Origin of the sequence: Azospirillum sp. TSH58 (assembly GCF_003119115.1) — a bacterium.
GTDB lineage: Bacteria > Pseudomonadota > Alphaproteobacteria > Azospirillales > Azospirillaceae > Azospirillum.
This window is the reverse complement of sequence record NZ_CP022366.1, coordinates 480,001-505,639: the sequence shown is the minus strand read 5'-3', so window position 1 is coordinate 505,639 and position 25,639 is coordinate 480,001. Positions and strand designations below refer to the sequence as shown.

The 25,639-nt window shown below is 70.6% G+C and carries 23 protein-coding genes, 3 tRNA genes and 2 rRNA genes (1 of these 28 cut by a window edge); 18 read left to right on the top strand and 10 right to left on the bottom strand.

The genetic code is table 11. The features are described 5' to 3' along the window. Positions 1 to 2: 2 nt before the first annotated feature. The 7 genes from TSH58p_RS20920 to TSH58p_RS20890 all read right to left on the bottom strand — a co-directional run bounded on the left by TSH58p_RS20920 (position 3) and on the right by TSH58p_RS20890 (position 8,400). Entirely contained in the window at positions 3 to 1,586 is a 1,584-nt protein-coding gene (locus TSH58p_RS20920; RefSeq protein WP_162600075.1) for a gamma-glutamyltransferase family protein, read from the bottom strand. 33 nt (positions 1,587 to 1,619) lie between these two features. Further along, a complete protein-coding gene (locus TSH58p_RS20915; protein ID WP_035682832.1) occupies positions 1,620 to 1,877 on the bottom strand; it encodes a hypothetical protein in 258 nt (85 codons plus the stop codon). Positions 1,878 to 2,030: 153 nt separating this feature from the next. Further along, positions 2,031 to 3,155: a DUF1513 domain-containing protein gene (locus TSH58p_RS20910; protein ID WP_109071583.1), complete on the bottom strand. Its 1,125-nt coding sequence runs from the start codon at positions 3,153 to 3,155 to the stop codon at positions 2,031 to 2,033. Positions 3,156 to 3,158: 3 nt separating this feature from the next. Beyond that, positions 3,159 to 4,271, bottom strand: coding sequence for an imelysin family protein (locus TSH58p_RS20905; RefSeq protein WP_247874203.1), 1,113 nt, complete (start codon positions 4,269 to 4,271; stop codon positions 3,159 to 3,161). A gap of 34 nt (positions 4,272 to 4,305) precedes the next feature. Next, the gene (locus TSH58p_RS20900; protein WP_109071581.1) at positions 4,306 to 5,562 is read right to left on the bottom strand and encodes a di-heme oxidoredictase family protein; all 1,257 of its coding nucleotides are present in this window, start codon (positions 5,560 to 5,562) and stop codon (positions 4,306 to 4,308) included. A gap of 199 nt (positions 5,563 to 5,761) precedes the next feature. Further along, complete coding sequence (locus TSH58p_RS20895) at positions 5,762 to 7,042, bottom strand: imelysin family protein (protein ID WP_109071580.1); 1,281 nt, start codon at positions 7,040 to 7,042, stop codon at positions 5,762 to 5,764. 173 nt (positions 7,043 to 7,215) lie between these two features. Beyond that, complete coding sequence (locus TSH58p_RS20890) at positions 7,216 to 8,400, bottom strand: cytochrome-c peroxidase (RefSeq protein WP_109071579.1); 1,185 nt, start codon at positions 8,398 to 8,400, stop codon at positions 7,216 to 7,218. Between the two features lie 719 nt (positions 8,401 to 9,119). On the opposite strand from TSH58p_RS20890, the gene TSH58p_RS20885 reads away from it, so the two are divergent. The 17 genes from TSH58p_RS20885 to TSH58p_RS20805 all read left to right on the top strand — a co-directional run bounded on the left by TSH58p_RS20885 (position 9,120) and on the right by TSH58p_RS20805 (position 21,903). Next, positions 9,120 to 9,332, top strand: coding sequence for a Flp family type IVb pilin (locus TSH58p_RS20885; protein WP_109071578.1), 213 nt, complete (start codon positions 9,120 to 9,122; stop codon positions 9,330 to 9,332). Positions 9,333 to 9,371: 39 nt separating this feature from the next. Further along, complete coding sequence (locus TSH58p_RS20880; RefSeq protein ID WP_109071577.1) at positions 9,372 to 9,944, top strand: prepilin peptidase; 573 nt, start codon at positions 9,372 to 9,374, stop codon at positions 9,942 to 9,944. Beyond that, positions 9,935 to 10,813, top strand: a complete 879-nt coding sequence (gene cpaB, locus TSH58p_RS20875; RefSeq protein WP_247874202.1) for a Flp pilus assembly protein CpaB — start codon at positions 9,935 to 9,937, stop codon at positions 10,811 to 10,813. The genes TSH58p_RS20880 and cpaB overlap by 10 nt, the downstream gene beginning before the upstream one ends. Positions 10,814 to 10,844: 31 nt before the next feature. Beyond that, positions 10,845 to 12,293, top strand: a complete 1,449-nt coding sequence (locus TSH58p_RS20870) for a type II and III secretion system protein family protein (protein ID WP_109071575.1) — start codon at positions 10,845 to 10,847, stop codon at positions 12,291 to 12,293. After that, on the top strand, positions 12,290 to 12,997 hold the full coding sequence (locus TSH58p_RS20865; protein ID WP_109071574.1) for a CpaD family pilus assembly lipoprotein: 708 nt from the start codon (positions 12,290 to 12,292) through the stop codon (positions 12,995 to 12,997). The genes TSH58p_RS20870 and TSH58p_RS20865 overlap by 4 nt, the downstream gene beginning before the upstream one ends. Then, positions 12,994 to 14,205 carry an AAA family ATPase gene (locus tag TSH58p_RS20860; RefSeq protein ID WP_109071573.1) on the top strand — a complete coding sequence of 404 codons (1,212 nt, stop codon included), beginning with the start codon at positions 12,994 to 12,996 and terminating at the stop codon, positions 14,203 to 14,205. Before TSH58p_RS20865 ends, TSH58p_RS20860 begins: the two co-directional genes overlap by 4 nt. After that, entirely contained in the window at positions 14,202 to 15,596 is a 1,395-nt protein-coding gene (locus TSH58p_RS20855; protein ID WP_247874200.1) for a CpaF family protein, read from the top strand. Before TSH58p_RS20860 ends, TSH58p_RS20855 begins: the two co-directional genes overlap by 4 nt. Positions 15,597 to 15,611: 15 nt before the next feature. After that, on the top strand, positions 15,612 to 16,577 hold the full coding sequence (locus TSH58p_RS20850; protein ID WP_109071572.1) for a type II secretion system F family protein: 966 nt from the start codon (positions 15,612 to 15,614) through the stop codon (positions 16,575 to 16,577). Further along, positions 16,574 to 17,596: a type II secretion system F family protein gene (locus TSH58p_RS33665; RefSeq protein ID WP_109071571.1), complete on the top strand. Its 1,023-nt coding sequence runs from the start codon at positions 16,574 to 16,576 to the stop codon at positions 17,594 to 17,596. The genes TSH58p_RS20850 and TSH58p_RS33665 overlap by 4 nt, the downstream gene beginning before the upstream one ends. Continuing rightward, the gene (locus TSH58p_RS20840; RefSeq protein ID WP_247874199.1) at positions 17,593 to 18,426 is read left to right on the top strand and encodes a tetratricopeptide repeat protein; all 834 of its coding nucleotides are present in this window, start codon (positions 17,593 to 17,595) and stop codon (positions 18,424 to 18,426) included. The genes TSH58p_RS33665 and TSH58p_RS20840 overlap by 4 nt, the downstream gene beginning before the upstream one ends. A gap of 7 nt (positions 18,427 to 18,433) precedes the next feature. Beyond that, the gene (locus TSH58p_RS20835; protein WP_109071570.1) at positions 18,434 to 19,000 is read left to right on the top strand and encodes a TadE/TadG family type IV pilus assembly protein; all 567 of its coding nucleotides are present in this window, start codon (positions 18,434 to 18,436) and stop codon (positions 18,998 to 19,000) included. Between the two features lie 5 nt (positions 19,001 to 19,005). Next, positions 19,006 to 19,605 carry a TadE/TadG family type IV pilus assembly protein gene (locus TSH58p_RS20830; protein ID WP_109071569.1) on the top strand — a complete coding sequence of 200 codons (600 nt, stop codon included), beginning with the start codon at positions 19,006 to 19,008 and terminating at the stop codon, positions 19,603 to 19,605. Continuing rightward, the gene (locus TSH58p_RS20825) at positions 19,602 to 21,044 is read left to right on the top strand and encodes a TadE/TadG family type IV pilus assembly protein (RefSeq protein WP_109071568.1); all 1,443 of its coding nucleotides are present in this window, start codon (positions 19,602 to 19,604) and stop codon (positions 21,042 to 21,044) included. The genes TSH58p_RS20830 and TSH58p_RS20825 overlap by 4 nt, the downstream gene beginning before the upstream one ends. Before the next feature lie 167 nt (positions 21,045 to 21,211). Further along, positions 21,212 to 21,574: a response regulator gene (locus TSH58p_RS20820; RefSeq protein WP_014200077.1), complete on the top strand. Its 363-nt coding sequence runs from the start codon at positions 21,212 to 21,214 to the stop codon at positions 21,572 to 21,574. 93 nt (positions 21,575 to 21,667) lie between these two features. Next, positions 21,668 to 21,743: transfer RNA gene (locus TSH58p_RS20815), tRNA-Asn, on the top strand. A 4-nt stretch (positions 21,744 to 21,747) separates the two neighbouring features. Next, positions 21,748 to 21,824: transfer RNA gene (locus TSH58p_RS20810), tRNA-Asp, on the top strand. Between the two features lie 4 nt (positions 21,825 to 21,828). Further along, positions 21,829 to 21,903: transfer RNA gene (locus tag TSH58p_RS20805), tRNA-Gly, on the top strand. A gap of 100 nt (positions 21,904 to 22,003) precedes the next feature. Here the strand turns inward: TSH58p_RS20805 and TSH58p_RS20800 are convergent. Further along, the gene (locus TSH58p_RS20800; RefSeq protein ID WP_109469394.1) at positions 22,004 to 22,771 is read right to left on the bottom strand and encodes a helix-turn-helix domain-containing protein; all 768 of its coding nucleotides are present in this window, start codon (positions 22,769 to 22,771) and stop codon (positions 22,004 to 22,006) included. A gap of 83 nt (positions 22,772 to 22,854) precedes the next feature. On the opposite strand from TSH58p_RS20800, the gene TSH58p_RS20795 reads away from it, so the two are divergent. Next, complete coding sequence (locus TSH58p_RS20795) at positions 22,855 to 23,481, top strand: MSMEG_1061 family FMN-dependent PPOX-type flavoprotein (RefSeq protein ID WP_109469393.1); 627 nt, start codon at positions 22,855 to 22,857, stop codon at positions 23,479 to 23,481. A gap of 225 nt (positions 23,482 to 23,706) precedes the next feature. Here the strand turns inward: TSH58p_RS20795 and rrf are convergent. After that, positions 23,707 to 23,822, bottom strand: a 5S ribosomal RNA gene (gene rrf, locus TSH58p_RS20790). 129 nt (positions 23,823 to 23,951) lie between these two features. Beyond that, a 23S ribosomal RNA gene (locus tag TSH58p_RS20785) occupies positions 23,952 to 25,639 on the bottom strand; it runs 1,071 nt beyond the window's last position.

The window sequence follows — 25,639 nt, the reverse complement described above, 5'->3', positions numbered from 1 at the left end:
CGTCAGAATCCCAGGGCGCAGCCGTCCTTGCGGTGGTCCGAGCCGGCGATCAGCAGGCCGGCCGCGTGGTCGATCCAGATCGCCTGCCCGCCGCCCATCGGCTCGTCCCGGCGGACCACCGCGTGGCCGCGGCGCGCCAGCTCCGCCGCGGTGTCCTCCGCCACGGTGGGCTCGATCTCCAACACGCCGTTGAAGGCGAAGCTGCGCGGCTGGTCGATGGCGGTCTGGACGTCCAGCCCGCGGTCGAGCACCGCCGACACGAAGGCGCCGTGCCCCGCCGCCTGATAATGGCCGCCCATCACGCCGAAGGGACAGACCGCGCGCCCGTCCTTGCGGATCAGGCCGGGGATGATCGTGTGCAGCGGGCGGCGGCGCGGCGCGAGGGCGTTGGGGTGCCCCTCGGTCAGGCGGAAGGAGGTGCCGCGGCTGTGCAGGAGCACGCCGGTCGCCGGGTCGAGCTGCACGCTGCCGAAGCTGTGGAAGATCGAGTTGATGAAGGAGATGGCGTTGCCGTCGCGGTCGACCACGCTGAGGCAGACCGTGTCCTTGTGCTCCGCCTCCGTCCACAGCGCGGGGGGCCGGGCGCGGGCCGGGTCGATGCTCCGCCGCAGCGCCGCCGTCGCCTCCGCCGAGAGCAGCGCCGCGGCGGCGTCCGGCCCACCCTCCCCGACCAGGACGTCGCGGTGGTGATAGGCGAGCTTGGTCGCCTCGGCCTGCAGATGGTGGCGGTCGGCGTCGCCGACCGGGGCCGACAGGTCGAAGCCGCCCAGCGCGTTCAGGATCATCAGCGCGGCGAGGCCCTGGCCGTTCGGCGGGCATTCCAGGATTTCGTAGCCGCGGTAGTCGGTGGCGATGGGCGCCGCGTACTCCGCCCCGTCCTGCGCCGCCGCGAAGTCGTCCAGTGTGTGCAGCCCGCCGCGGGCGCGCAGGAAGCCTACCAGCGACTCCGCCGTGGCCCCGCTGTAGAAGGCCGCCGCCCCGTGCGCCGCGATGTCCCGCAGCCGTTGGCCGAGCAGCGGCTGGGTGTGGCGCTCTCCGGCGCGCGGCGCGCGGCCGCCGGGCAGGAAGACGGCGCGGCAGCCCTCGTCCGCCGCCAGCAGGGGGGCCGCCGCCGCCCAGTCCTGGGCCACGCGCGGGGAGACGCCGTAGCCCTCCTCGGCGTAGCGGATGGCGCGGAGGAAGACCCGGTCGAGCGGCAGCCGCCCGTGGTCGGCGTGCAGCCGGGTCCAGGCGGCGACGGCGCCCGGCACGGTGACCGCGTGGCCGCCATGGCGCGGGATCTCGCCGGTGACGCCCAGCCCGGCCAGACGCTCCACGCTGGCGGCGGCGGGTGCCCGCCCGCTGCCGTTGAGGGCGACCACCGGCCCGTTCGCCGGGGCGTAGAGGGCGAAACAATCGCCGCCGATGCCGGTCATGTGCGGCTCGACCACGCATTGCACCGCGACGGCGGCGATGGCCGCGTCCACGGCGTTGCCGCCCGCCGCCAGGATCTCCAGCGCCGCCGCGCTCGCCAGCGGGTGCGAGGTGGCCACCGCGGCCTCCGTCGCCACCAGCGCCGACCGTCCGGGCCGGCAGAAGTCACGAATCACGACGGGGCGCCCTCCGGGACGGGAAACGGGTCAGTGCGGGTCGCGGCGCAGGGGAATGACGCGGCGGTTCCGGACCTCCGGTTCCTTCGCGGCGTGGATCTGCACCTTCTTGAGCTGGATGACGTACCGCTCGGCGCCGTTGACCATCACGGCGATGACGGTCGGCCCGTTCGCCCAGTCGCTGGGCACGAGGTGCAGTTCCTTGATGCGGGCGGTTCCGGCGGTCAGCTCCGCAAGGTCGAGAACCTCGTCCCCGGCGCGGAACCCCAGATATTCATCGACGATCATGGCGTCCGGCGGCAGTGTCTTGGCGGCAGTGTCCCCAAGCCTACCAGCACGGCGGGCGGCGGGCCACCGTGCTGGCCGCCGCCCGGCGCTTTTTCATAGGGGGCCTTACGAACGGCGCGTCATACGGCGGCGCGCGTCAGGTGGCGATGCGCGTCATATGGCAAAACGAGTCATGTGATTGTCCCAGCGGAAGTCGGCCAGCCGCAGGCCGTCGCCCGACAGGTCCGGCGCCGCGCCGACCGTCCGGAGATTGCCCAGCCCGCTGCTCGCCAGGAAGCCGTCGCCGTCCGGGGCGATGCCGCAGCCGTCGGGCAGGGCCGCCGCCCCCAGCCACGCGCCGGTGGCGTCGTCCCACAGCCCGATGATGCCGCCCTTGGGCGAGCTGGCCGCGACCTTGCCCTTGTCGGCGGCGACGCTGCCGATATAGCCCTCGAAGCGGGACAGCTCCTCGTCCGGCGTCTCGAACAGGCGCACCGCGCCGCCGCCCGGACGGTGCGTGCCGGTCAGCGGCTGGAGCATGCCGACGGGCCGCTCGTCCTGCGCGCCGAAGGCGACGCCGCCGTCGGCCAGGGCGGCGATGTGGCGGATGCCGAGGTTGGCGTGCTCCTCCGGCAGGCGCACCTGATCGAGCAGCCTCCCGCTCGCCACCTCGACGTAGGTGATGGAGGAGTCCATCTCGTCGAGGTTCAGCTTGGCCCGGCCGGTGTCCGGGTGGGTGATGACGCCGCCGTTGGCGACCGCCAGGACCGTGCCGTCCGCGATCATCAGAAGCTCGTGCGGCCCCAGCCCGTGGGTCGGCATCGCGCCGACGCGGCGGTAGCCGTCCATCGCGTCATAGACGCCGATCGATCCGACCTCGCGCGGCACGTCGTCCTCCGCCACATAGAGCAGCCGCCCGTCGGTGGAGAAGGCGCCGTGGCCGGTGAAGCGGCGGTCCTCCGGCGCGCGGATCACCGGCCCCGGACGCCCGTCGACCAAGGACAGCGGCATGAACCAGCGGCCCGGACGGCGGGCGAAGGCGACCGCCTCGGCCCGCGTCGGGTGCGGGACGACACCATGGGCGCGGCCCGGCGTCGGGGTGGTGAAGCGCACGCCGCCCGCCCCGTCCAGCGCCGCCACGCCATACTCCGGGGCGGCGGCGGCGGTGGCGTAGGCGTTGAGGAACAGCGTGCCCCCCGCGGTCTCCGCCCGCGCCGGCCCCAGGAGGGCGCCGAGCAGAGTGCCCCCAAGCAGGCCGCCGCCAATCAGGAACAGAGTGCCCCGGCGGGTCGCGTCCATCGCTCAGTCTCCATCCAGTTCGTTGAAGCCGATGCTGATGTCCAGCAGCGGCGCGACGGTGCCGGTCAGCAGGTTGCGCAGGTCCTTGGCCCGTTGCAGGGTGGTTTCCACGGACTTGCGCTTGGCCGGATCGGCGACGGCGACGTTGATCGGGGCGGGGATCGCCTCGGCGGAACGGACCGCGGCGGTGAAGCCGTCCTCCAGCGCGCGGCGGGCCTGCGCGCCGGGATCGCCGGCCGGCAGCAGCGTGGACAGGCCGGGGCCGCCGCCCTCGCCCAGCAGCAGGGCGCGCAGCGCCTCCAGGTTGATGCGGACGTTGCGCGCCGACTGGCCGCTGCGCAGCGCCTCGGCCACCGCCGGCTTGGCCTCCCCGGCGTTGGGGCCGAGCGGCGCCAGCAGCTTCTGGTCGGCGACCACCTGCAGGGCGGTGAGCGCCCCGGTGAAGAGGACGTTGACCGCGGACCCCGCGTCGGGGCCGAGCGCGGTCGGCTCCCCGGCGGTCAGCGGCGCCTCCAGCGCCTTCCAGCCGTCGCGGACCTCGCGGGTGATGGCGAGGACGTTCTGCGCCACCGCGGCGGCCAGCGCGCCGCGGAAGCGCCCGGCCTCGTCGCCCTGGAACGCGGCGACGGTGACGCCCTCGTCGAACAGCAGCCGCTCCAGCGCGGTCAGCCCCTGCACCGCGGCGCTCTGGCGGGCCAGCCCGCCCGGCTCCAGCAGCTTCGGGTCGCGGGCCTTCAGCATGGCGAGGATCTGGCGCTGCACCACCCCGGCCCGCTCCGGCCAGAAGGCGATGCGGTCGGCGCGCAGTTCCATCGACAGCGGTCCGGCGCGCAGATGCTGGACGCCGGCCCAGGCGTCGTAGACGGCGCGGTGGGCGGCGCGGCAGCTCTCCAGCCCGTCCGCGGTCGGCGCCGCGGCGAACTGGGCCAGCCGCTCCGCGTAGATGCCGGCGGCACCGGCCAGCGCGTCGAAGCGCGGCAGGGCGTGGGTTCGGACCAGACCGCCCAGCACGGCGGCGTCTCCCGCCGGCTCCCGCGCCGCCAGGGCGAGGCGGCCCGGCAGGAGGATCGACAGGGCGGCGGCCGACATCAGGCCGATCATGCGGCGGCGTTGCATTCTCATCACCTATGCCATTCAAAGCGTGTGGACTTTAGAGCCCCAGAACGAAACGCACCAACTTTTCCCGGTCGCCGCGCGGCAGGGCCATGAAGGCGCCGCGCGCCTTGTCCGCCTCGCCGCCGTGCCACAGGATGGCCTCGGTCACGCTGCGCGCCCGCCCGTCGTGGAGCAGGGCCAGTTTGCCGTCGGCATCGGCCAGCCGCTTCAGCCCCCACAGCGGCGTCGTGCGCCAGTCGCGCCCCCGCGCCTCGCCCATCGCCACGCCGTCGGCCAGATCCTCGCCCAGGTCGTGGAGAAGCAGGTCGCTGTAGGGGAAGATCGTCCGGCGGGACAGCGCGGGATGCGCCGCGTCCTCCGCCGTGGTGAAGGAGGGGCGGTGGCAGGACGCGCAGCCGGTGGCGGCGAACAGCGCGCTTCCCGCCTTGTCGCGCGGCGCCTCCAGCCCGCCGTCGGGCGGCAGGGTGCGCAGATAGCCGTCGATCAGCCCGATCACCGTGGAGGGGATCTCCAGCCCTTCATACTGCGGGGAATCGCCGTGCGGGGCGTTCCGGCACTCGGTCTGCGCCGGGGTGCAGTCGCCCCAGGGCTCGGGATAGGCCGGGGTGGACATGCCGATGTCGAGGCTGAAGGCCTCCGAATTCTGGCGGTGCAGCGTCGGGTGGACGGCCTTCCAGCCGAAGCGGCCGAGCTGCCGCGTGCCCTCCGGCGCCACCCAGTTGGGGCGCCCGGCGATGCCGTCGCCGTCGCGGTCCTCCGGATCGGCGCCGGCCAGGATGTCGGCTTCGGGAATGCGCTCCAGCAGGCCCATGCCGCGCACGGACGGGGCGATGCGGGCGGAGATCGCCGTCGCCTCGGCCAGCGGCCCGTAATTGAGGTCGGTGACGGTCACCACCGGATGGCGCAGGGTCGCCGTGTCGCCGTCGGGAAAACGCACCGTCTCCTCGCGGTAGCTCAGGGAAGGCTTGCCCTCGATGGCGAAGCCGAGCACCGCGTTGGTCTGGATCTGCCGCCCGTAGACCGGGTCGCCGCTGAGCTTCAGCGCGTAGCCGACGCCGCGGTCTTCGGGCGTGTCGGGATCGGGTGGGCGCCCCTGGCGGGCCGCCGGGTGGCAGGCGGCGCAGGAGCGGGCGTCATAGAGCGGACCCAGCCCGTCGTTGGCGTGCGTCACCGTCGGGGCGCTGACCCACATCCGCCGGAACAGCTTCTCGCCGATCCGGGTGTCGAGGTCGCCCGCCACCGCCGGCAGGGCCGGCAGCAGGGCGAGCAGGAAGGCGAAACGGGCTTTCATCGGTCGGGCGGCGTGCCCCATGTCCTGATGGCGAAAGGTCTTGATGGCGAAAAGGCCGGGCTGCGGCCCCTCCCCCCCCGCGCGGGCGGTCGGCGGGGAGCGGACAACGCCGCCCCACGCGGGAAGGAAGGGCCGCGGCCCGTGGTCCGCCGGCTTATTTGCCGCCGGCTTATTTGCCGACGTCTTACTTGCCGACGTCTTACTTGCCGACGGCGGACGGGTTGTCGAGGCTGTCCGACCCGGCCAGCTCGACCGAGACGCCCAGGGCGGCGACGACGCCCTCCAGGGCCTTCTTCTGGTCGACCAGACGGTCCACCGCGGTCGCGATGATCGCGTTGCCCTCGGCGTTGTCGGTGCCGATCATCTGGTCGTAGGCCATCTTGCCGCTGTCGGCGGTGTCCTTCATGACCTTCATGGCGGCGGTGGTGGCGGCCATCGCCTTCTTCACCTTGGCGTCGGCCTCCGGCGCGGTGGCGGCGACATACTGCGACAGCGACGGGCCGGTCACGACCTTGCCGTCCACGCGGGTGTAGCGCCCGTTGTAGACGTTGACCATGCCGGCCTGGTCGTAATAGTGCGAGTTGTGGGTGTTGTCGGAGAAGCAGTCATGCTCCTCCTCCGGATCGTGCAGCATGAGGCCGAGCTTCATGCGCTCGCCGGCCAGCTCGCCGTAGCTGAGGCTGCCGAGGCCGGTCAGGATGCGGGCGACGCCCTCCGACTCCTTGGCCTTGGCGATGGAGGCGCGGGCCTTGCCCTTGGCGCCCCAGGCCTTGGCCATCTCCTCCAGATCCTCGACCAGCATCTGGGTGGCGACGGTCAGGAACTGGGCGCGGCGGTCGCAGTTGCCGTTGGTGCAATCCTTGCCCTTGGCATAGTCGGTCGCCTTGCGGGCGCCGGCCCCCGGACCCGTGCCGTTCAGGTCCTGGCCCCACAGCAGGAACTCGACGGCGTGGTAGCCGGTCGCCACGTTGGCCTCGACCTTGCCGGCCTCGTGCAGCGTGTCGGCCAGCAGCTCCTTGGTGATCTTGCGGGCGTCGATGGTCTTGTCGCCGGCCTTGATCTTCGGGTTGGCGATCACGTTGGCCTTGGCGAAGGGATTGCTGTCGCCGCCGGCGTAGCTGTCGTCCACATAGTCGATCAGGCCCTCGTCGAGCGGCCAGGCGTTGACCTTGCCTTCCCAGGCGTCGACGATCGGGTTGCCGAAACGGAAGGCCTCGGTCTGCATGTAGGGGACGCGGGCGTTCAGCCACGCCGTGCGGGCGGCGGCCAGGGTCGCCTCCGACGGGTTGGCCACCAGCGCGTCGATGGCCTTCTTCAGCGCCTTGGCGGTGCTGGCGGAGTCCTCGTAGCTGGCCTGGGCGATGTCGGCGTAGGTCTTCACCACGTCCTTGTAGGCGGGCTTGGACGACTGGGCGTCGGCGGCGAGCGGCGCCAGCGCGATGAGAGCCGCGGCGGCAAGGCCGGAGGCGTGCTTGAACATGAAGGTCTCCTCAAGCGTCGGTGATCGGTGGCGTGAGAGCCATGAAAGTGCGAAGCATTCTCAACATGCGCCGCTAATCACTCTCATTGTCAAGATGCAATCGCGATGCGGGAGGTGCGCTGCCGAATTTGCGGCGGATGGCGGGGCCATGGCGGCGGCCCCGCCCCCCACGCTCACTTCAGCAGCGGCTCATAACGGGCGTCGGTCAGCGTCTTCATGAAGGCGACCAGCGCCTTGATTCGGCGGTCGTCGAGCGCCGGGCCCTCCTCCAGCTCCTTGATGGAGACGGTGGCGGCGACTTCCGGATTGCCCCAGGGCTTGCCGGTCTCCGGGTTGATCTGGTCCGCCGGCTTGCGGCTGTTGTACTTGTTGTAGAAGCGGACGACGGTTTCCAGGTCCTTGAAGACGCCGTTGTGCATGTAGGGGCCGGTCACCGCGACATTGCGCAGGGTCGGCGTCTTGAATTTCCCCTCATGGGCCTTCTGGCCCTTCAGCGCCGGATTCTCGGCCAGCCCGCGGTCGATGTGCGTCGCCGCCACGCCGTTGGCCGCCCGCAGCTCCGCGTTCACCGGAACGCCGATGTTGTGGTACTCGTAGTTGGTGAAGACCTCATTCGTCGCCGCCGGCATGGCGTTCAGCTTGTGGCAGACGTTGCAGTTGGTGAACTGCTGCGAGAAGAACAGGGTCATCCCCAGCTCCTCCTCGCCGGTCATCTTGTAGTCGCCGCGCAGATAGCGGTCGTACTTGGAATCGAAGGGCGAGAAGACGTCGGTCCTCTCGAAGGCGGCGATGCTGTCGGTCATCGCGTCGTAGGCCCGCTCCGCGTCGTCCAGCACCCCCGCGCCATAGAGGGCGACGAAGCTCCGCGCGTAGTCCGCGTTCTCCTTCAACCGCCCCTGCACCTCCGCCTTGGAGGCCATGCCCATCTCCGCGGGGTTCAGCGGCGGGCCGCCGGCCTGCTCCTGGAGGGTGGCGGCCCGGCCGTCGTGGAACTGCCCGCCGAAGGGAACACCGCTGGCCTTGAAGCCGAAGCGCGGGGCGAGATGGGCGTAGGCGGCGGTCGGCGCGTTGCGGTCGCCCAGCGACTTGCCGTCCGCCCCCAGCGACGCGGCGCCGCGCGGGTCGGCGAAGCCGAACTCCGGATTGTGGCAGGTCGCGCAGGACTGGCTGCGGGTGGAGGACAGGTTGTTGTCGAAGAACAGCGCCTTGCCCAGCTCGGCCTTGGCCTTCTGCAAGTCCGCTTTCTGCAGGTCCGACGCATCGGCGGCCATGGCGGACGCGCTGGCGATCAACAGGCCAGCGATCAACAGAGAGGGCAGCGCCGCGGCCGGCGCGACATATTTGCCGAACAATGACATCCTGACTCCCGCTCCTTGACGGCGATGGCCCACGGCCGCACTCCATGGCGGGGCTTGCCGGCAGTATCCATGCCCTTTGGCCTGGATGATAGTTATTCTCATTATCACGAAGGTGCGACCTATTGCCACTGGTCGTAGGACCGGCGGGATTAACTCCTCGCCCTGTTCGTCCGGCGTCGTTCCCGGATGGACGATCCGGTCCGGGCGCTTCGGCATGACGGAAAAGGGTACCCCGACCCGGCTACCGACTCTGCTTCGCCAACCGGTGGGCTTGCCGCCATTCCGGGGTGAGGCGGCACCACCGTCGGGACTCCAAATGCTCCGCGCACCACGAAGGAAGCGGCGGCCCCGACCTCGGCACAATCCCGGCATAGCCCGATAATCACTTCAAATTCTAAGCATTTTCTTTCAAAGCAATCCGACCGTCTTTCGCCAGTCCATATGGCGCTCCTCTCCCCGCTTCTTCGACGCGACGCCTCTGCTCATGGCGGCGCCTGCGCTTTGCCTGAAGGCGGTGCAAAAAGTTGCGTCGCGGATCGCGAAGACAACGGCACCGGCCCGCCGGACTACCCCTATCGATAGGTTTATTAAAATGCCGGGCTTCGACATCCTGAAATCACAGACGCCGTGCATTCCCTGAAAATCAGTAATCAATCCCCTCCGCTTCACGGTGATGAAGCGAAAACCCTTCGTATCACAATTATCAACGGAGACAATCAATGACCCTGTTCGCCAACATCCGCGCCATCATTTCCCCGGTCCACGCCGCTTCCAAGGACCGCAAGGGCATCACGGCCCTCGAATACGGTCTGGCGGCGGCGCTGGTCGCGCTGGTCATCATCGGCGGCGCCCGCACCTTCGGCACCAACGTCAGCACCCTGTTCACCGGCATCGGCACCACGGTGAGCGGCACCTCGACGACCATCCCGTAAGCGCCGCCCCACCTCCACCCTCCCACGCAAAGTCCCGCCATGGATACGATCGCGGTCCTCGATCCCCTCTCCCTGGCACCGCCCGTGGCGGGACTTGCGCTGGGCTGGGCGGCGGCGGACGACCTGTGCCGGCGCATCATTCCGGACACGGCGTCCATCCTCCTCGCCACCCTCGGCCTCGCGCTTCCGCTGTGGCAGGGCGCCCCCTTTCCCTGGGTCAGCCTTGCCGCCGCCGCCACGCTGTTCCTGGTCCTGTGCGCCCTGCACGGGCGGGGCTGGCTGGGCGGCGGCGACGTGAAGCTGGCCTCGGCCATCCTGCTGCTGGTCGGGGTGGAGCGGGCCGCCCCCTTCGCGACTGCCACCGCGCTGGCCGGCGGGGTTCTCTCCCTCCTCTATCTCGCCGGGTGGCTCGCCCTGCGCAAGGCGCGCCCGGCGCGCCGGCTGCTGCGCCGCTCCGGCGGACGGTCCGCGCCGGCCCGCCTCCTCGTCCATCTCCTGGCGGCCGAGGCGCACCGCATCGCCACCCGCCATTCCGTGCCCTACGGCGTCGCCCTGGCCGCCGGCGGGCTGCTCACCCTCTCCAACCCCACCGGAGGAGCGGCATGGTTCTGAGAGTGCTTTTCCTGTCCCTGCTGCTCGTCGGGCTGTCGCTGGTGGGCTACGTGTCCTTCTCGATGCTGCCGGCCCCGACCGCCGCCGTCGCGGTCCCGGCGCCCCAGGCGCCGATGGACTCCGTGCTGGTCGCCGCCCGCCCGATCTCCACCGGCATGCTGCTGCGCGCCGAGGATCTGCGCTGGGAGCCCTGGCCGCCGGGCCGCCTCGGCGACGGCTACATGGTGCGGGGCCGCGTGGCGGAAAGCGCCTACAGCGGTGCCGTCACCCGCCGGTCCTTCGCGGCGGGCGAGCCGATCATGGCCGGGCACATCGTGGCGCCGGGGGAGCGCGGCTTCCTCGCCGCCGTCCTGTCGCCGGGCAGCCGCGCCGTGTCGGTGGCGGTGGACGCGGTCAGCGCGACCGGCGGGCTGATCTGGCCCGGCGACCGCGTGGACCTGATCCTGACCCAGAATTTCGAATCCCACGCGGGGCGCGACCTGCGCAGCCGCGCGGTCGGCGAGACCGTGATCCAGAATCTGCGGGTCATCGCCATCGACCAGCAGCTCGGCGAGGCGGGCATGGCGAAGACCGGGCCGGACGGGCGCATCCCCCGCACCGTGACGCTGGAGGTCACCGCCCGCCAGAGCGAGACGGTCACCGTCGCCGCCACCATGGGCAAGCTGTCGCTGGCGCTGCGCAGCCTGCTCGCCGACGAGACCGCCGCCGCCGCCGGGAACGCGGAAGCCGTCTCCGCCCCCACCTGGGCCGAGGACGTGTCGCCCGCCCTGCGCCAGCTTCCCGCACCCCACAGCGCGGAGGCGCCCGCCGCCCGCCGCCCGGCGCTGCTCATCATCCGCGGCTCCAAGACGGAAACGCTCGAACGCTGAACCGGCGCGCCGACCCAGGGGGGACGAATTCATGACGATGGCAACCATCAACACCACAAGCCGGGTCACGGCCTTCAAGTTCATGGGGGCGGTCCTTCTCGCCGGACTCTTCGCGGCTCTGGCCGTGCCGCCCGCCCAGGCGCAGCAGCGCCCCCGCGAGATCACGCTGGAGGTCGGCGGCGGGCAGCCGGTCAACCTGCCGGCCCCGGCGGCCAGCGTCTTCACCTCCGCCCCGGAGATCGCCGACGTGCAGGCGTCCGGCCCGCAGGCCTTCTTCATCGTCGCCAAGACGCCGGGGCGGGCCAGCGTCTACGCCCTGTCGGCGGACAACAAGCCGCTCGCCTCCTTCAGCGTCGTCGTCACCATGCCGGTCGGCGACCTGCGGTCGAAGCTGGTCGCCCAGGTGCCCAACGCCGCCATCGACGTGCAGAGCACCGGCAACGGCATCACGCTGACCGGCACCGTCTCCTCCCCCGCGACGGCGCGGCAGATGGTCGAGCTGGCCGAGCGCTACGTCGGGCAGGGGCAGACCGTCACCAACCGCCTGACCGTCGCCTCCCCCGCCCAGGTCAACCTGCGCGTCCGCGTCGCCGAGGTGTCGCGTCAGGTGACCAAGGAGCTGGGCGTCAATTTCGAGAGCATGTTCAACATCGGCTCCTTCGCCTTCGGGATCGCCACCGGACGGCCCATCCTGGACGCCGCCGGCAATCTGATCCGCGCCATCCCCCCAACCAACTCCATCGGCGGCAGCTACCGCTCCAGCAACGGGCGGGTGGACATCAACACGGTGGTGGACGCGCTGGCCGAGGACGGGCTGATCACCGTGCTGGCCGAGCCGAACCTGACCGCCCTGTCCGGCGAGACCGCCAGCTTCCTGGCCGGCGGCGAGTTCCCCATCCCGGTCGCCCAGTACGACCGCACCACCACCATCCAGTTCAAGAAATACGGCGTCAGCCTGGACTTCACCCCGACCGTGCTGGGCGCCGGCCAGATCAGCATGCGCGTCCGCCCGGAGGTCAGCGAACTGACCAACAACGGCGCCGTCGTGGTCGACTCCATCCGCATCCCCGGCCTGTCGGTGCGCCGCGCCGAGACCACCATCGAACTGGCCAGCGGGCAGAGCTTCGCCATCGCCGGCCTGCTCCAGAACAACACCTCGGCGACGCTGGACGCCGTGCCGGGGCTGGGCGACGTGCCGGTGCTGGGGGCGCTGTTCCATTCCAGCAAGTTCCGCCGCAACGAGACGGAGCTGGTCATCGTCGTGACCCCCTACCTCGTCCGTCCGGTGTCCGCCACCAACGCGCTCTCCGCCCCGACCGACGGCTTCGTCGCGGCGACCGACGTGGAGCGGATCTTCCTGAACCGCGCCCAGAGCCTGCATCCCCCGGCAGGTGGCAGCAGCGGCTCCGGCGCCGCCCCGATGATGATCGGGCCGGGCGCCGCCCGCCTGCACGGCGACGCCGGCTTCAGCCTCCAATGACCCCTTTCGCGGAGCACAGCGCCATGACCAGAGCCATGCTGCCCAGAGCCATGCGAACGCCGATGCTGCTTCTGCCACTCCTCACGGGTCTGCTGGGCGGCTGCGCCGTACCGCAGACGCCCCCGCCAATGCCCACCGCCCACACCCCCGCCGTCAAGGCGCTGAGCAACGCCGTCCCCTTCGCCATCGACCCGCGCAGCGGCGCCATCGCGGCGGAGGAGCGCGCCCGCGTGGTCCGCACCGTGGCCGGGCTCGGCCGCGACACCACCCCCCACGTGACGGTCACCGGCCCGCTGCTGGCCGCCCCGGCGCGGGCCGCCACCGTCTCCCTGCTGGGCGGGGCCGGCGTGCCGCCGGAGAACGTCACCTTCGCCCCAGACCAGACCGGCGCCCCGGCGCTCCAGGTGACCAGCTACGTCGCGCTGGCCCCGGACTGCGCGGCGTGGAGCGACATCTACAGCGGCTGGTACCAGAACAGCCCGACCGCGGCGCTGGGCTGCAGCAACCAGCGCAACCTCGCCCTGATGCTGGCCGACCCGCGCGACCTGATCCAGGGCCGCGAGACGGTGCCCGCCGACGGCCAGCGCATGGCCGGGGCCGTCCAGCGCTACCGCGCCGACAAGGTGAAGCCCTTCGTGAAGGGGAACACGTCCAGCGCCTTCCTGCTGGCCCCCGCCCTGAACGGAAGCCAGGAGGACCAATGAGCCTGCTCGCCACCCTGCTCGGCGAGGCGCCGTCGGCGGCGGACGCCGCCCGCGGCGCCGGCCCCCGCCTGCTCGCCTACGTCGCCGACGCGGCCAGCGCCGCCCTGCTGAACAGCGCGGCCCCGTCCCTGCTGCCCTGCGAGGTGCGGACCGGCGACATCCGCAGCGCCGCCCGCGATCTGGCGCGCCAACGCTCGCCCGACCTGCTGCTGGTCGATCTGTCCGGCGTCGCCGACCCGCTGGCCGCCATGGAGGTCCTGGCCGGAGTCTGCGATCCGTCGGTGCGGGTGATCGCGGTCGGCGACAGCAACGACATCGGCCTCTACCGCGACCTGCGGCGGATCGGGGTCACCGACTACCTGTTCAAGCCGCTGTCCCGCGACCTGCTGGAGGGCGCTCTGCGCGCCGCCGGCGCCGGCACCGCGGCGGACGAGGCGCCGGGCCGGCTGGGCAAGCTGGTGGCGGTGATCGGCGCCCGCGGCGGCGTGGGGACGACCACGGTGGCGGTGCATCTGGGCTGCTGGCTGGCCGACGGGGCGCGCGGGCGCACGGCGCTGGTCGACCTCGACCTGCAGAACGGCACGGTGGCTCTGGCCCTCAACCTGCGGCCCGAGCCGGCGCTGCGCGAGGCGGTGGAGGCGCCCGACCGGGTGGACGACGTGTTCATGGAGCGCGCCATGGTGGCCGCCTCCGACCGCCTCTCCGTCCTGGCTGCGGAGGAGCCGGTGGAGGACGTGATCGACATCGCGCCGACCGCCGCCCTGTCGGTGCTGAACCGGCTCCAGGCCCGCCACAACTATGTGGTCGTGGACGCGGGCCGCGCCCAGGGCGGGGCCGCCCGCGCCGCTCTGGAGGCGGCCTCCATCGCCGTTCTGGTCGGCGACGCCAGCGTCGCGGGCCTGCGCGATCTGGTGCGGATGCGCGCCGCCATCGCGCGCCGGGCCGGCGGCGGGCGGCTGGTCACCGTCCTGAACCGGCGCGGCGCCCCCGGCGAGCTTCCTGCAACCGACCTGATGCGCACGCTGGGCGAGCCGCCGGACCACGCCCTGCCCTACCGCCCGGTGCCGCTGGCCGTCGCCGCGGGCATCGGCGAGCCGGCCTTCCGCCACTGCCGCCGCTTCCGCGAGGCGATGGAGCGGCTGGGCGCCGACGTCGCCGGCCAGCCCGCCGCGCAGGACGGCCTGTTCCGCCGCTGGGTGCGGCGATGAGCACGCTGTTCGGCCGCAAGGCCGCATCCCCCTCCCTGGCGGTCGCCGGCCCGCCGCCCGAGGAGCCGAAGCCCGCCCCGGCCCCGGCACCGGCGGCGGCCCCCTCCCCGCCGCCACCGGCCGCGCTGCGCCCGGTCAACCGCTCGCTGAACGACATCCGGTCGCAGGTGCTGGCCCGCATCGACCCGGCGACCATCGCCGACATGCCGGCGGAAACGCTGCGCCCGCTGGTCGAGCGGCTGATCGACGACATCGCCACCACCAGCCGCAGCCAGTTGAACGGGCGCGAGCAGGCCACGCTGGCGACGGAGCTGGTCCACGACATGATCGGGCTGGGTCCGCTGGAGCCGCTGCTGGCCGACGACGCGATCACCGACATCATGGTCAACGGCCCCTCCCGCACCTTCGCCGAGCAGCGCGGCAAGCTGGTCGAGATGCCGGTGCGCTTCCGCGACGCCGGGCATCTGCTGAACATCGCGCAGCGCATCGCCTCGGCGGTCGGGCGGCGGGTGGACGAGTCCAGCCCGATGGTCGACGCCCGCCTCGCCGACGGCAGCCGCGTCAACATCGTGGTGCCGCCGCTGGCGCTCGACGGCGCCTGCATCTCCATCCGCAAATTCGCCCGCCGCACCATCGGCTTCCGCGAGCTGGTGGAGTTCCGCAGCATGTCCGAGCCGATGGCCCGCGCGCTGGAGATCATCGGGCGCTGCCGGCTGAACATCATCATCTCCGGCGGCACCGGCTCGGGCAAGACGACGCTGCTCAACGCCATGTCCCGACCCATCGAGGCGACGGAGCGCGTCATCACCATCGAGGACGCCGCCGAACTCCAGCTCCAGCAGCCCCACGTCGTCCGGCTGGAGACGCGCCCGCCCAACCTGGAGGGCCAGGGGCAGGTGACGCAGCGCGACCTCGTCCGCAACGCGCTGCGCATGCGGCCCGACCGCATCATCATCGGCGAGGTGCGCGGGGCGGAGGCTTTCGACATGCTCCAGGCCATGAACACCGGCCATGACGGGTCGATGTCCACCATCCACGCCAACAACCCGCGCGACGCGCTGAGCCGCGTCGAGAACATGGTGCTGATGGCCGGCATGAACCTGCCCAGCCGGGCCATCCGCCAGCAGATCGCCGGGGCGGTCAACGTCATCATCCAGGTGCAGCGCATGCGCGACGGCGTGCGCCGCATCACCCACGTCACCGAGCTGGTCGGCATGGAGGGCGACGTGATCCTGACCCAGGATCTCTTCACCTTCGAGTTCCGCGGGGAGAACCGCGACGGGATCCTGGAAGGACGCTACGCCGCCACCGGCCTGCGCCCGCGCTTCGTCGAGCGGCTGGCCTATTTCGGGCAGGAGGCGGCCTGGAACGCCGCCACCACCAGCCTGTAGCGGGGGAGACACGCGATGGACCGCATCCAGGCCCTGCAGCTCGCCACCCTCCTCCTCGGCGTCGGGACGCTGCTGTTCGCCCTGTCCACCCTGCGCGCGTTCCGCCGCCACACGGCGCTGCGCCGCCGGCTGGCCGCCCTGTCGGCCGGGGCGCGGGCGGTGGTGGAGGACGGCAGCCCCGACATCACCGGCGCCGGTCCCCTGACCCTCGCCGACCGGGTGAAGCGGCGCATGTCGCGCTTCTACGCGCGGCGCCAGACCGTCTATCTGCCGCCGGGCATCCGGCTGTGGCGGGCGCTGCTCTACGCCGTGGTCGCCGCCGGGCTGTGCTGGTGGCTGGGCGGGCCGGTGATGGGCGACGCGGGGGCCACGACCGCCGCCGCCGTGGCCCTGCTGGTCACCCCGCGCATCGTCTTCGCCTCCAGCCGCCGCCGGACGCTGGAGGCGCTGATGAACCAGCTTCCCGACGCGATCAGCCTCGTCGTCCGCGCCACCCGCGCCGGCATCCCGGTGTCGGAAAGCCTGCGCATGGTCGGCACCGAACTGTCCGAGCCGATCGCCCCGCTGTTCCGCCGCATCGTCGACGAGACGGCCATGGGCATCGATCTGGAGACCGTGCTGGCCCGCGCCGCCGCCAACGTCCGCCTGCCGGAGTTCCGCTTCTTCGTCGTCACCCTGCTGCTGCAGCGGGAGACCGGCGGCAACCTGACGGAGCCGCTGGAGAATCTGGCCGACATGATCCGCCAGCGCCGCCGCGTGCAGATGCGCACCCGCGCCCTGACCTCGGAGGCGCGCAGCTCGGCCGCCGTGCTGGCCGCCCTGCCCTTCCTGGCCGGCGGCGGCATGGCGATGCTGAACCCCGACTACGCGATGCGGCTGATCGACGAGCCGAGCGGCCAGATGATGCTGGCGGTGGCGGGCGGGCTGCTGCTGGTCGGCGTCGGCTCCATGCAGCTCCTCATCCGGAGGACCCTGTCATGAGCGGCGGCGTGATGGGCGGACTGATCCCGCAGCCGGTCCTTCTCGGCTTCGGCGTGCTGATGATCCTGACCGGGGTGGCCGGGCTGCGCTCCTGCGCGCTGCGCGAGCGGATGCTGGCCCGGCTGGAGCGCCTGCGCGCCGGAACCGCGCCCTCCGCCGCCCCGGAGACGGAGCGCCGGAGCCTGCTGAGCCGGGTCGGCGCCTGGCTGGCCCGCACGCCGCTGGTCGGGTCCGCCGACCGCGAGCGGATGCGCAAGAGCCTGATCGCCGCCGGCTACAACCAGCCCGGCCACCTCTATTCCCTGCTCGGCATCAAGCTGCTGTGCATCGGCGCCGGGATGGCGCTGGTCCCGGCGGCGGCGGGCGACCTGCTGCCCTCGCTGATCGGCGCGCCCGGTGCCGCGGCGCAGGTGGTGGCCGGCGCCCTGCTCGGCTGGCGGCTGCCCGATCTGGCGCTGGGCCGGATGCGCGACCGCCGTCTGGAGGAGGTGCGCAACGGCCTTCCCGACGCGCTCGACCTGCTGGTGATCTGCGGCGAGGCCGGCCTCGGCCTGGAAGCGGCGGTGGACCGCGTGGCCCGCGAGGTGGCGACCGCCTACCCGGCGCTGAGCGCCGAGCTGTCGGCCACCGCGGCGGAGATGCGCGTGCTGTCCGACCGCGGCGGCGCGCTCAACAATCTGGCCGCCCGGCTGGACATGGAGGGCGTGCGCGGGATGGCGACGACGCTGATCCAGGCGATGCGCTACGGCACGCCGCTGGCTCAGGCGCTTCGCGTCCTGGCCGGGGAGATGCGCGCCCAGCGCCTCGCCCGGTTCGAGGAGAAGGCGGCCCGCCTGCCGGTGCTGCTGACCCTGCCCATGGTGGTCTTCATCCTGCCCTGCGTCTTCATCGTCGTCGGCGGCCCCGCCATGCTCGACGTCTCGCGCAGCTTCGACAGCGCCGGGACCAGCCAGCAAACCCACTCCAACCCGCCCCCTTCCAACCCGCCCCACAGCCAGACCAAGGGAGGTCAGCCATGATCGCCACCCCGTCCCGGAAGCGCCTGTCCACGAAGCGCCTGTCCCTGGGCCGCGCCGCGGCCGCCGCCCTCCTGCTGCTGTCGGTCAGCGCCTGCGCCTCCGCGCCGGGCGGCGGGCCGGTGGGGTCGAAGAGCGGCCCGACGGCCAACGCCACGCTGGACGACAAGGCGCGCGTGCAGCTTCGCCTCGCCCGCGCCGCGCAGGAGGCGGGCAACACCGGCTCCGCGGTGCGCTTCTACCGCGCGGTGCTGGATCAGGCGCCAGGCCATGTCGGCGCCCTGCTCGGGCTCGGCGAGACCCTGTCGGAGAGCGGCTCGGCCGCCGACGCGGTGGTCGAGCTTCAGAAGGCCGCCGCCGCCGTGCCCGACAATGTGGAGGTGCAGACGGCGCTGGGCCGCGCGCTGGTCCGCGCCAACCGCCCCGCCGACGCGCTGAACCGCTTCGACGCCCTGCTGCGCCGCAACGGCGACGACCTGCGCGCCCACCTGAACCGCGGCGTCGCCCTCGACCTCGCCGGGCGGCACGCGGAGGCCCAGGGCGAATACCGCCACGTCCTGCTGGCCGAGCCGAACAACGCGGCGGCCATGGCCAACCTCGGCCTGTCGCTGGCGCTGAACGGCAGCGCGGAGGGCGTGGCGATCCTGGAAGGCCTCGTCCACGGCGGGGTCGATTCCCCCCGCGTGCGCCAGAATCTCGCGCTGGCCTATGGGCTGAAGGGCGACCTGGAGGCGGCGGCCCGCGTGGCCCGGCTCGACCTCGACGACGCCAACGTGCGCTCGAACCTGGCCTTCTACGAGACGGCGCGGCAGTTCGTCGCCTTCAAGCCGTGAGGCGGCCATGCTTAGCCGCAACCGCAGCCCCTTCCTCAGTCCCCTGCGCGACCGCCGGGGCCTGACCACGCTGGAACTGGCGATCGTCTCCCCGGCGCTGATCGCGGGCATGATCGCGCTGGCCGAGGTGTCCTACTCGCTGACCGTGGACAGTCTGCTCAACCACGCCGCCCGCGCGGCCGCCCGCAGCGGCTTCACGGGGGAGCTGGCGAGCGGCTTCACCGACCGCCGCGCCCAGGTCTGCGACACGGTGCGCCGGCTGACCTCCCGGGTGCTCGACCAGAGCCGCCTGTCGGTGCGCAGCCACAGCTACGCCTCCTTCACCACGCTGGGGCAGGTCAACGGCGGGGTTCCGCCCTCGACCTCGCTGACCGACCTGAATTGCGGTTCGACCAACTGGGACGCCAAGCAGACCGGGGCGGCCCTGGGCGGCAGCGGGCAGGTCGTCGTCTACGCGCTGCGCTACACCCAGCCGGTGCTGACCGGGCTCGGCGCCACCGTGCTGGGCCGGACGGAGCTGATCCACGAGGCCCGGCTGGCCGTGCGCAACGAGCCCTTCATGGTGGGGGAGTGACCGGCATGACGGGACATCGTCCATTCCGCCGAAACCCGTTGCGCGACCGCGGCGGCGTCGCCGCGCTGGAGATGGCGCTGCTGGCGCCGGTCCTTCTGGTGCTGGTCACCGCCACGGTGGACGTGGTGCGCTACGTCAGCATCAGCCTGACCCTGAACCGCACCGCCGCCAACGTCAGCGACATCGCCACCCAGTTCGACAAGCTGCGCGCCGGCATGACGGTGGTGAAGGGGAACGAGGTCGGCGTGCTGTTCCTCGCCGCGACGGAGGTCGCCCAGCCGCTGGATCTGATGGCCGGCGGGCAGGTGATCGTCAGCTCGGTCGCCAACATGGGCCAGGGATCGCGGGTGATGTGGCAGCAACGGGCCGGCACCGGCTCGGCCGCCAGCCACCTCGGCGCCGCGGGCGGGGTCGCCACGCTGCCTCCCGGCTTCACCCAGCAACCCGGCGACAACGCCATCTTCACCGAGCTGTTCTACCGCTTCACCCCCTATCTGCTGAGCGGACCGTGGCTCGGCAACGCCGGGACCTCCACGACGCTCTACGCCAGCGCCGTCTACCAGCCCCGGCTCGGCACGCTCACCACGCTGGAGACCGGGCCATGAGGACAGCCTTCCCGCCCGCAGCCCGCCTGCTCGCCTCCCTGCGCTCGGTGCGGCGGGACCGCCGGGGCGCCACCGCGCTGATGTTCGCCGCCGCCGCGGTGCCCCTGCTGGGCATGGTCGGGCTGGCGGTGGATTACGGACGGGCCTTCCTGGTGCAGTCGCGGCTTCAGACCGCCATCGACGCCGGGGCGCTGGCCGCCGGCAAGATGCTGAACTCCTCGGCGGACGCCCAGAAGGACATCGCCATGTTCGTCGCGGCCAACCTGCCGCCGGGCTTCCTGGGGGCGGCCATCGGCACACCGGCGGTGACCCTGGACCAGACGAACCAGCGCGTCGGCGTGTCCGTCACCGCCACCCTGCCGACGACCTTCCTGCGCGTCCTGCGCGTCAACCAGCTGACCATCTCCGTCACCAACCAGGTGCAGCGCGCCAACGCCGGGCTGGAGCTGGCGCTGGTGTTGGACGTCACCGGCTCGATGGCCACCAACAACCGCATCGGGGAGCTGCGCAGCGCCGCCACCGACCTCGTCAACATCCTGTTCGGGCCGGGCAGCACGCCGCCGAAGAACCTGTGGGTCTCCATCGCCCCCTACGCGGCGGAGGTCAACATCGGCAAGACCCGGACGACCTGGCTGGCGGCGGGCAGCTACGACGCCACCAAATGGGCCTCCCAGGGCTGGCGCGGCTGCGTCCTGGCGCGGACCCAGCCGCAGGACCAGACGGACACGCCGCCGGCCTCCGCGCCCTTCAAGCCCTTCTGGTACCCGAACAACCAGTACAACGGGAACAACAACGACAACCCCTGGACCCCGAACAACATCACCGACGACGGCACCTACCGCCAGACCAACGACATGGCCGGGCCGAACCTCGGCTGCCCGCCGCCGGTCATGCCGCTGACCAACGACCGCTCGGCCCTGCTGTCCAAGATCGCCGGGCTGAAGCCGGTGAACCGCGGCGGCACGATGGCCAATCAGGGGCTTCAGGCGGGATGGTTCACCCTGTCGCCGAAATGGCGCGGCCTGTGGGGCGGCACGACGCCGAACACGCTGCCGCTCGATTACGGAACGCCGGACATGTCCAAGGCGGTCGTCCTCCTGACCGACGGCAACAACGAGTGGTACAAATACAAGCCGCAGGGCGACTACACCAGCTACCAACGCCTCAGCGACGGGCTGCTGGGCACCACCAACACCAACCAGGTGACGACGGCGATCGACAACCGCATGCTGACGCTGTGCAGCAACATGAAGGCGGCGGGGATCACCCTGTTCACCATCACCGTCGGCGACAGCGCCAGCAACGCCACCCGCACGCTCTACCAAAGCTGCGCCTCGCCCGGCCCGAACCATTATTTCGACAGCCCGACGCCGGCGGACCTGCAGACGGTGTTCCGCACCATCGCCGGCCAGCTCAGCAACCTGCGGATCATCCGCTGAACGGCCAGCGCTGAACGGCCGGCGCTGAACGATAGGCGCCGAACGGCCGACACCATGGCCGGGGGCGGTATGGCGGAGACGGCGGTTTATGACCTATTGCGCATTGGTCCACCGTCGCCCGATGGGCTACAGGATTCAGGACCGTGCAGACAAGAGGCCCGCCCGTCATGTCCCAGACCTTTCATGTGATCGTTGCCGAGGACGACCCCGTCGTCGCGGTCACCATTGCCGAAACCCTGGAGGAGCGCGGCTTCCGCGTGACCATCGGGCGCAACGGGTTCGATGCCTTCAAGATCGACCAGAACGATCCCGCCGACATCCTGATCACGGACCTGCGCATGCCGCATTTCGACGGCACCAGCCTGATCGCCCGCATGCAGGAGCAGCGCCCCGAGCTGCCCATCCTGGTCACCACCGGCTACAGCGACAACCTGCCCAAGGAGGAGCCGGGCCAGCTCTCCGTCGTCCAGAAGCCCTTCTCCGAGGACAGCATCGTCCGGGCGGTGCAGAGCCTGCTCGGGGTCGCCTGAACGGAGCCGGGCGGAGGTTGCGGAAAAAATTCGCCGTCCGGTGAAGTTCCTGCTTGCGCTGCGCCGCTGGGACCCGTATAAGCCGGCCTCCGTTCCGGATTAGCTCAGTCGGTAGAGCAGCGGACTGTTAATCCGCGTGTCGCTGGTTCGAGTCCAGCATCCGGAGCCATATTGCGGGTGTAGCTCAGTTGGTTAGAGCGCCGGCCTGTCACGCCGGAGGCCGCGGGTTCAAGTCCCGTCACTCGCGCCACATTGCGGGCGTAGCTCAGGGGTAGAGCACAACCTTGCCAAGGTTGGGGTCGAGGGTTCGAATCCCTTCGCCCGCTCCAGTTTCGGGGCACGACAGTGTCTACAGGGGCCGCTTGTTCATCAAGCGGCCCCTTGTCGTTTTGGGCATCGTTGGCGCCAAACCGTTCCACTCCATCCCGCTCAGCCGAAATAGGCCGACGGCGTCACGCCCAGCGTGCGCTTGAACAGGGCGATGAAGGCGCTGACACTGTCGTAGCCGAGGTCGATGGCGACGGTCGTCACCGGCACGCCCTCGGCCAGCATCTCCAGCGCGCGCATCAAGCGCGCCCGCTGCCGCCACGCGGTGTAGCTGTGGCCGGTCTCCGCCACGAAGCGGCGGCTCAGCGTGCGCTCGGACACGCCCGCCCACGCGGCCCAGGCGTCCATGCCCCGCCGATCCCCGGGATCATCGAGCAAGGCCCGCGCGATCCGGAGAAGGCGCGGATCGCGTGGCATGGGGAGGTTGAAGGGCTCGACGGGCGAGGCCCTGAGTTCATCGAGGAGGACCATGGCCAGGCGCCATTGCGCCTCGTCCATGTCCCGCCCCTGCCATCCGGAGGCACGGATCACCGCTTCGCGCAACAAACCGGACGCCTTGATCATGCAGGGCTGGTCCGGCAGCGTCGCGCAGGCGGCCTCCGCGACGTAGCAGCTCCATCCCTCGACGGCGCCGTGGGTGTAGCCACGGTGCGGCTGGTGGGGCGGAAGCCAGACCGCGTGGTCGGCGGGAACGACCCATGTGCCCGTCTCCGTGCCGATGGTGAGCAGGCCGCGGCGCAGGCCGGAGAGTTGGCCGCGCGGGTGGCTGTGCAGTCCCAGTTCGCGATGCTCGGCCTGCGTCTCGTAGATGGCGACGATGATCGGCTCGCACGCATCACTCGCGGCGAAGGCGAACCTTTCCTCGGACATGGCGTCAACCCGCTATCGATTGGCTTCCATAGCTTAGCGCTGCCTCCTGCACGTTGCTAGCCTGCTCCCGACAGGAGAAAGCCATGCCCCAGCAGAATTCCCCCTCCCCCACGCCCGACCTCGACCGGCTCTACGACCCGCCGATGGAGCATGTCCAGAAGGCGGTCATGACGGAGTTGATCTCCTTCCACGCCGACTATCTTGCCAAGGCCACCTTCTTCTGCCTCGCGACCGGCCGCGCCACGGGTCTGGACGCCTCGCCGCGCGGCGGCCCGCCGGGGTTCGTCAGGATGCTCGACTCCAAGACGGTCGCCTTCGCCGATTGGCCGGGCAACAACCGGATCGAGTCCATGCGCAATCTGCTGGAGGACGACCGGCTGGGAATGCTGTTCCTGTTCCCCGGTCTGGACGTCTTCATGCGGATCAACGGGCACGGCCGCGTCTCGGACGACGCGGATCTCCGCGCCAGCCTCGCCGAGGGGGCCAAAATCCCCAAGACGGCCATCGTCGTGAGCGTGGACGAGGTGCTGTTCCACTGCGGCAAGGCGGTGAACCGGGCCAAGCTGTGGGCGCCGGATTCACGGATCGGGCGCGGCGTGCTCCCGACCCCCGGCCAGATGCTCGCCGCCATGACGAAACAGGACGCCTCCGCTGCCGCCGCCATCGACGCGCACTACGACCATGCGATGCGAAACGACCTCTACGGCTGAGGCCAGAGCAGGAGGCCGGCGATTGCCCCCTTGTCCCCTCCCCCGCTCCGCGGGGGAGGGTTAGGGTGGGGGCCCGTGCCGACACCCCAGGCACAACAAACACAACGAAAAGCCGGCGCTTCCCACAGGGAAAAGCGCCGGCTTTGTCGTTCATGAAGCCGATTGTCAAGTGTGTTTGAAGCCTGCTGCGTCCACGTCCTGGCTGGCGTGGCGTGTGCCGTGGTGACCTGGCGGCGACCTACTCTCCCACGTCTTAAGACGCAGTACCATCGGCGCTGAGGCGTTTCACGGCCGAGTTCGGAATGGGATCGGGTGTTGGGAGCCTCGCCATGACCACCAGGTCACCAAGGCACACGCGAACCATCCGGACTGGACGGCAGAGGTGTCAATGATCGAGGACGTTCTTGCATTCTTGCGGTGTTGGCTCGTGCGCCCAGGGCTTGCCGCTGCGCGCGGGCCGCCTGCTGGGAAGGATCAAGCCGATCGAGCGATTAGTAAGGCTCAGCTTCAGGCGTTGCCGCCCGTCCACATGCCTCCTATCGACGTGATGGTCTGTCACGGCTCTCAAGGGAGTTCTGGTTTAGAGGTGGGTTTCCCGCTTAGATGCTTTCAGCGGTTATCCCGTCCATACTTAGCTACCCGGCCATGCCACTGGCGTGACAACCGGTGCACCAGAGGTATGTCCATCCCGGTCCTCTCGTACTAGGGACAGATCCTCGCAAAACTCCGACACCCACGGCAGATAGGGACCGAACTGTCTCACGACGTTCTAAACCCAGCTCACGTACCACTTTAATCGGCGAACAGCCGAACCCTTGGGACCTGCTCCAGCCCCAGGATGTGATGAGCCGACATCGAGGTGCCAAACGACTCCGTCGATATGGACTCTTGGGAGTCATCAGCCTGTTATCCCCGGCGTACCTTTTATCCGTTGAGCGATGGCCCGTCCACATGGAACCACCGGATCACTATGGCCGACTTTCGTCTCTGCTCGACTTGTCTGTCTTGCAGTCAGGCGGGCTTATGCCATTGCACTCGTCGAGCGATTTCCGACCGCTCTGAGCCCACCATCGCGCGCCTCCGTTACACTTTGGGAGGCGACCGCCCCAGTCAAACTACCCGCCATGCAGGGTCCCGGCTCCGGATCAACGGAGCGCGGTTAGATGCCAGAGACCTCAAGGGTGGTATTTCAAGGTTGGCTCCGCCCGAGCTGGCGCCCGGGTTTCCTAGCCTCCCACCTATCCTACACATGAGATCCCTAGCACCACTGCAAAGCTGTAGTAAAGGTGCACGGGGTCTTTCCGTCTGACCGCGGGTACTCCGCATCTTCACGGAGAGTTCAATTTCGCTGAGTTGGTGTTGGAGACAGCGGGGAAGTCGTTACGCCATTCGTGCAGGTCGGAACTTACCCGACAAGGAATTTCGCTACCTTAGGACCGTTATAGTTACGGCCGCCGTTTACCGGGGCTTCAATTCGGAGCGTGAACCCCTCCTCTTAACCTTCCGGCACCGGGCAGGCGTCAGACCCTATACGTCGCCTTGTACGGCTTCGCAGAGCCCTGTGTTTTTAGTAAACAGTCGCCACCCCCTGGTCTGTGCCCCCCGCCCGCGCTTGCGCACGAACGGGGCCCTCTTCTTCCGAAGTTACGAGGGCAATTTGCCGAGTTCCTTCAACACCATTCTCTCAAGCGCCTGGGTATACTCTACCAGTCCACCTGTGTCGGTTTGGGGTACGGTCTGATGCGGGGGCTGTTTCCTGGAACGGGTCCCCAGCCGGGCCAATCCGATAAGGCCCGACACGCTTTCCCATTCGTCACACACCCGCTGGCCCACGAATATTAACGTGGTTCCCATCGACTACGCCTTTCGGCCTCGCCTTAGGGGCCGGCTCACCCTGCGTGGATTAACCTTGCGCAGGAACCCTTGGACTTTCGGCGACAGTGTTTCTCACACTGTTTGTCGCTACTCATGTCAGCATTCTCACTTCCGATACCTCCAGGCGGCCTCACGGACACCCTTCACAGGCTTACGGAACGCTCCGCTACCACGCGCCTTTCGGCGCATCCGCAGCTTCGGTACACGGCTTGAGCCCCGATACATTTTCGGCGCAGGCCGGCTTAACTAGACCAGTGAGCTATTACGCTTTCTTTAAAGGATG